At 70.5% G+C, this 4,742-nt stretch carries 6 protein-coding genes, 1 tRNA gene and 1 pseudogene; 4 read left to right on the top strand and 4 right to left on the bottom strand.

All coding sequences use genetic code 11. The features are described 5' to 3' along the window. Both G6027_RS18700 and G6027_RS07970 read left to right on the top strand, forming a co-directional pair. A partial coding sequence (locus G6027_RS18700) for a thiamine pyrophosphate-dependent enzyme (protein WP_241726927.1) occupies window positions 1-913 on the top strand: 913 nt, incomplete at its 5' end. Then, a complete protein-coding gene (locus G6027_RS07970) occupies window positions 910-1,071 on the top strand; it encodes a hypothetical protein (protein WP_182636708.1) in 162 nt (53 codons plus the stop codon). The genes G6027_RS18700 and G6027_RS07970, both read left to right, overlap by 4 nt. A gap of 19 nt (window positions 1,072-1,090) precedes the next feature. Here G6027_RS07970 and G6027_RS07965 read toward each other — a convergent pair. Then, window positions 1,091-1,165 (bottom strand) — tRNA-Gln (locus G6027_RS07965). A 208-nt stretch (window positions 1,166-1,373) separates the two neighbouring features. Here G6027_RS07965 and G6027_RS07960 point away from each other — a divergent pair. Then, window positions 1,374-2,045, top strand: a complete 672-nt coding sequence (locus G6027_RS07960) for a TetR/AcrR family transcriptional regulator (protein WP_182636707.1) — start codon at window positions 1,374-1,376, stop codon at window positions 2,043-2,045. A 92-nt stretch (window positions 2,046-2,137) separates the two neighbouring features. On the opposite strand, the gene G6027_RS07955 is transcribed toward G6027_RS07960, so the two are convergent. Beyond that, window positions 2,138-2,698, bottom strand: coding sequence for a DUF308 domain-containing protein (locus tag G6027_RS07955; protein WP_182636706.1), 561 nt, complete (start codon window positions 2,696-2,698; stop codon window positions 2,138-2,140). Window positions 2,699-2,817: 119 nt separating this feature from the next. Here G6027_RS07955 and G6027_RS07950 point away from each other — a divergent pair, with 119 nt between their 5' ends. Beyond that, window positions 2,818-3,459 carry a TetR/AcrR family transcriptional regulator gene (locus tag G6027_RS07950; protein ID WP_182636705.1) on the top strand — a complete coding sequence of 214 codons (642 nt, stop codon included), beginning with the start codon at window positions 2,818-2,820 and terminating at the stop codon, window positions 3,457-3,459. Between the two features lie 322 nt (window positions 3,460-3,781). Here the strand turns inward: G6027_RS07950 and G6027_RS07945 are convergent, their stop codons facing one another. Both G6027_RS07945 and G6027_RS07940 read right to left on the bottom strand, forming a co-directional pair. Further along, entirely contained in the window at window positions 3,782-4,480 is a 699-nt protein-coding gene (locus G6027_RS07945; protein WP_182636704.1) for a vitamin K epoxide reductase family protein, read from the bottom strand. 23 nt (window positions 4,481-4,503) lie between these two features. Continuing rightward, window positions 4,504-4,742 (bottom strand): annotated as a pseudogene (locus G6027_RS07940) (MSMEG_0565 family glycosyltransferase); the annotation flags it as partial.

Here is a 4,742-nt window from a genome sequence, read left to right as displayed (position 1 = left end):
TGGGCAGGCGCGAGCCGTGCAGATCGACCTCGACCCGTCGCACCTGGCCAACCGCTACCCGGTCGAGGTGGGGCTGGTCGGAGACGCCGCGGTGGCGTTGCGTGCGCTGACCGAGCGCGTGGGGGAGCGTGACCGATCGGCGTGGCGCGGCCGGGTGGAGCACTGGGTCGGGCAGTGGCGCGAGATCTCCCGCGAGCGCGCCGACGTCCCGGCCCGCGGCCTCAACCCGGAACTGGTGGCCCGTCGGTTGTGCCGCCACATGCCGCACGACTCCCGGCTCGCCGTGGACGTGGGTAGTTCGGTGTACCACTACGTCCGGCAGATGGACCTGCCCACCTCGGTCCCGGCGCACCTGTCGTCCACGCTGGCGTCGATGGGCTGCGGCATCCCGTACGCAGTCGCCGCCAAGGCCACCGCCCCGGCCAGACCCGTCGTGGTGCTGGCCGGCGACGGGGCCGTGCAGATGTTGGGGATCAACGAGCTGATCACCGTCTCCGAGGCGTGGCCCGGATGGGATGACCCCACGATGGTCGTGGTGGTGCTGTGCAACGGAGACCTGGCCGAGGTGAGCTGGGAGCAGCGGGAGACCGAGGCGGCCCCGCGGTTCGCGCCCTCGCAGGACGTCCCGGCGTTCGACATGGCCGGATACGCCCGGCTGCTCGGGCTGCGCGGGGTGCGGGTCGAGGATCCGGAGCAGCTCGACGCCGCGCTGGAGGAGGCGTTCACGGCGGACCGGCCGACGGTGATCGAGGCGGTCACCGACCCCGACGTCCCGCTCCTGCCGCCCTTCCCCCACGGTCGGCAGATGCTGGGGTCGATGCGTGAGGGGCTGCGGGCAGAGGGCGACGCCGGACGCCACGGGTTGGTACTGCTGGAGGAGTACGCCCGAATCGAAGAGGAGAGGTTCACATGACCGGAACGAACGAGCCCGACCCGCAGTCCGTCACCCAGCAGGGGGAGGAGGAGGTCCGCACCCCGCGCAACCGCCGCCAGCCCGTGCTCGCCGTCCTGGCGATCGTGGCGATCCTGCTGCTCGTCCTGGCGCTGGCGATCTCCGGCGGGATGGGCTGAGCTCCGCGGAAGGGGCCGGTGGCTCCCCCGCCAGGACTCGAACCTGGAATATCTGAACCAAAATCAGAAGTGTTGCCGATTACACCACGGGGGAACGACCCTGTCCGGGTCGGTAACAGTCTGGCATATGTCGCGGGGCCCGTTGGTGCAGACCTGGTCGCACCGGTGAGGCCTCGTTCCGTCGCGTCGGGGCAGGCGCAGGGGCGGTGGTCGGGGGTGCGGTGTCCGGCCGTCTAGTCTCGGGGGGACCGGCGAAAGGGTTGATGATGACGGGCGAGGGCATTCCGGCGCCGAGAACCAGGATGACGGCAGCCAAGCGACGGCAGCAGTTGGTCGAGGTGGGTCGCCGGATCTTCGCCGAGTACGGCTACGATTCCGCGACGGTGGAGGAGATCGCGGCCGTGGCGGGGGTCTCCAAGCCGGTGGTCTACGAGCACTTCGGCGGCAAGGAGGGGCTCTACGCCGTGGTGTGCGACCGTGAGCTCGCGTACCTGGGTGCCGAGATCACCGAGTCCCTGCAGGGCGAGGGGTCGCGCCGGCGGATCGAGCGCGCGGCGATGGCGCTGCTGCGCTACGTCGAGGAGCGCACCGATGGCTTCCGGATCCTGGTCCGCGAGTCGTCGACGGCTCCCGGGGGGTCGTACTCGACCCTGCTCAACGACGCGACGGCGAGCGTGACGTACATCCTAGAGGAGGAGTTCGTGAACCGGGGCTTCGACCCCGTCACCGCGAGCGTGTACGCACAGGCGCTGGTGGGAATGGTGTCCGGCACCGCGCAGTGGTGGCTGGACGTGCGCACCCCGCCCAAGGAGGAGGTGGCCGCGCACATCGTCAACCTGTGCTTCAACGGACTCTCCCACCTCGACCCGCGGCCGACGCTCGAGGCCGAGGTGCTGGACAAGTACACCGGATCGAGCAACCCGGAGGGCGCCCTGGTGGGCCGCGATCTGCGCCCGGGGCCGGGTCGGCCGTAGCGTCCCCGGACCCGGGAGCGTCCTCGGGGTGCGGCCGGTGACGCCTTCATGCCACGGCCGGCGCGGGAGTCAGGCCTTGGTCGGCGCCGCGCTCATGCCACGGCCGACGCGGGTAGCCGCTCGATATCGGCCCGCAGTCGGAACGCGACTGCGACCATGACGGCTCCCGCGGCCAATCCGAACCAACCGGCAAAGGTGACAAACGTGTCGATGACCGAGGGGCCGTACAGCCCTAGGCCGACGCCGAGCGCTATGAGCACCGCCCCCAGCGCCCCCATGATCCACGAGTCGGAAATCGCCGGACGCAGCGTCTGGGCCCCGTAGGCCACGAGCGCACCGGAGGCCACGAGCCAGGCGGCGAACAGCAGCGTGAGTGCGGTCGCGGACAGCCCTGGCCAGAACAGCACGACCAGGCCCAGCATGATGAAGCCGGCTCCGGTGGCGATGAGGCCGCCCCGCCCCCGCTGGTCGCCCGGCAACGCCAGGCCTGTGGTGACGGTCATGGCGCCGTCACCGATCGCGAACGCTGCCACGAGGAACACGGCGAGAGTCATGCCGGTACTGGGCGCGGCGAGCGCAGTGGCGCCCAGTGCCACGGCGAGTCCACCGCGGATCAGTTGCACCCACCAGTTGCGTGTGAGGGACTCGATCATTTCTTCCACCTTTCGGGCGACGGCATCTCGCCGCCGCGCGCTACTGTAGTGATCACTACGGTAAGTCTCGAGGGTGCGCCCGGGCAATGAGGCGCTGAACACAGGACCGGGGAGGACGGATGGCAGAGCGTGCGAGGAACAGGGGAGCTGGGGAGGCCTCAGATCGGCGGACCCGCGCGAAGGGCCGCGAGTCCAGACGGAGGATCATCGAGGCAGCCGCGGCGGTGGCAGGCGAGCGCGGCTACGAAGGGACGACCATCGCGCAGGTCAGCAAGGTCAGTGGGCTGCCCGCCAGTTCGATCTACTGGCACTTCGCCGACAAGGACGCGCTCCTGGCCGCAGTGGTGGAGGAGAGCATCGAGCTGTGGCTGGGGCAGGTGACCCGAGGGGAGGGGGACTCGCTGATCGAGCGGGTGTCCGAACTCTGCCTGGGTGTGGCGAAGACGTTCCGGGAGTCACCTGACTTCCTGCGGCTGGTCCTCATGCTGGCGTTGGAACGACGGCCCGTGGAACCGGTGGCCCGCGAAATATACCTGCGGCTGCGCGGGGAGGCGATCGAGCGGATCGCGGCGGAGCTCGAGCAGGTGCGGCCGGGCCTGGCGGGGGCGGACGCACGGCTCCTGGCCACGTACGCACTGGGCGGTGGCGACGGGATCTTCCTCGCGTCATTGACCGGTGACGCCGATGTGGCAGCGTTGTTCAGGCTCCACGCCGAGGCGATCGTGCACCTGGTCGAGAAGGCGGACGGCGCCGGCTCCTGACCACGGGCAGCGGGGCCCGGGGCCCGGGGACAGGGGGCGGGGAAGCGCGGTGGTCGGGGGCGATGGGGCGTACTGGTCGCAGCCAGCGAGGCGATTCGCTGGAATTCTCGCGCTGAGTGCGACCTCGGCCACGGTGGATGCGACCACGCCGGGGGGATCCGAGCGGGCGGGGGGAGGCGACGAGGCGAGGCGAGCCGACCGCGCGGGGGATCCCGAGCGGGGGGTGAGTCGCGACGCGAGGGGCGATGGGGTCAGCGGTGGAAGACCTCGACGAGGAAGCCCTCCTCGCGGTGGTGTGCAAGCCGGTCGGAGGGTGCTCCCGTCAGAGGTTGCCGAAGAAGTCCGCCCAGTAGAAGTCCCAGAACGCCCAGAGGATGACCGCGGCTAATGCCAGGAACCACACGACGACGGGGACCAGGTGCCACCGCTGCAGTGCCCGGACCCAGCCGGCGCCGGTGAGCTTGGCCAGCACGTGCAGCGCCGTGTACCAGAACATCGGGATGGTCACGGCCCACACGACCATGCACCAGGGGCAGAGCACCTGGATGGAGAAGATGGACTGGTACGCCAACCAGTGCACCATCCCCGCGGCGAACGTCAGCCCGAGCAGCGCGCCCACCCAGTACCAGCGCGGGAAGCGCACGCCCGAGGCGGCGGCGACGCCGATCGCGATGAGCACGGCGTAGCCCACCAACCCGATGAAGGGATTGGGGAAGCCGAAGACCGCGCCCTGCTCGGAGTTGATGACGCTCTTACAGCTCATGAGGATGGAGAAGTTGCAGGCCGGCAGGTAATCCGGGTTCTCCAGGAGCCGGATCTTGTCCAGGCTGAGCTGGAACGACGCCACCAGGGCGATGACCGACCCGATGGTCAGCAACACGCCCATCCACCGATCGGTGAACACCCGCGAGACGACGCCTGAGTGAGCGTCGGCGCCGGTGCCCGCGGCGGGGGCGATCGTCACCGGTTCGGCGGGGGCGCCCGTGGGGTCGACGTTCTGGGCGTCTGAGGTCTCGCGCATGCGGCCAGCGTACCGATGGCCGCTCAGCCGGCACGCCTCTGCGCCGGTGACGGCCGTCCGCAGTGGCCTCGCGAGTGCTCGGAGTAGAACGACAGGTGCGCTGCGGCCGCCGCGTCCCAGGTCAGCGAGGCGGCCAGGGAGCAGCCCTCCCGGGCCCTCGCGGGATCGGGGGAGAGTGCCGACTCCAGGCGTTCGGCGAGCTCCGGGATCGATGCGGCGTACTCCACGCAGGTGCCGAACACCTCGCGGAGGATCGGCAGGA

It is taken from the genome of Dietzia sp. SLG310A2-38A2 (genome assembly GCF_014145095.1).
In the GTDB taxonomy this organism is placed as follows: domain Bacteria; phylum Actinomycetota; class Actinomycetes; order Mycobacteriales; family Mycobacteriaceae; genus Dietzia.
Note: the sequence above shows the minus strand (reverse complement) of the source record. Positions and strands in the feature narration are given on the sequence as shown.

Coding starts and splice junctions, on each gene's coding strand:
- G6027_RS07970 (WP_182636708.1), top strand. CDS start 910: ATGACCGGAACGAACGAGCCCGACCCGCAGTCCGTCACCCAGCAGGGG.
- G6027_RS07960 (WP_182636707.1), top strand. CDS start 1,374: ATGACGGCAGCCAAGCGACGGCAGCAGTTGGTCGAGGTGGGTCGCCGG.
- G6027_RS07955 (WP_182636706.1), bottom strand. CDS start 2,698: ATGATCGAGTCCCTCACACGCAACTGGTGGGTGCAACTGATCCGCGGT.
- G6027_RS07950 (WP_182636705.1), top strand. CDS start 2,818: ATGGCAGAGCGTGCGAGGAACAGGGGAGCTGGGGAGGCCTCAGATCGG.
- G6027_RS07945 (WP_182636704.1), bottom strand. CDS start 4,480: ATGCGCGAGACCTCAGACGCCCAGAACGTCGACCCCACGGGCGCCCCC.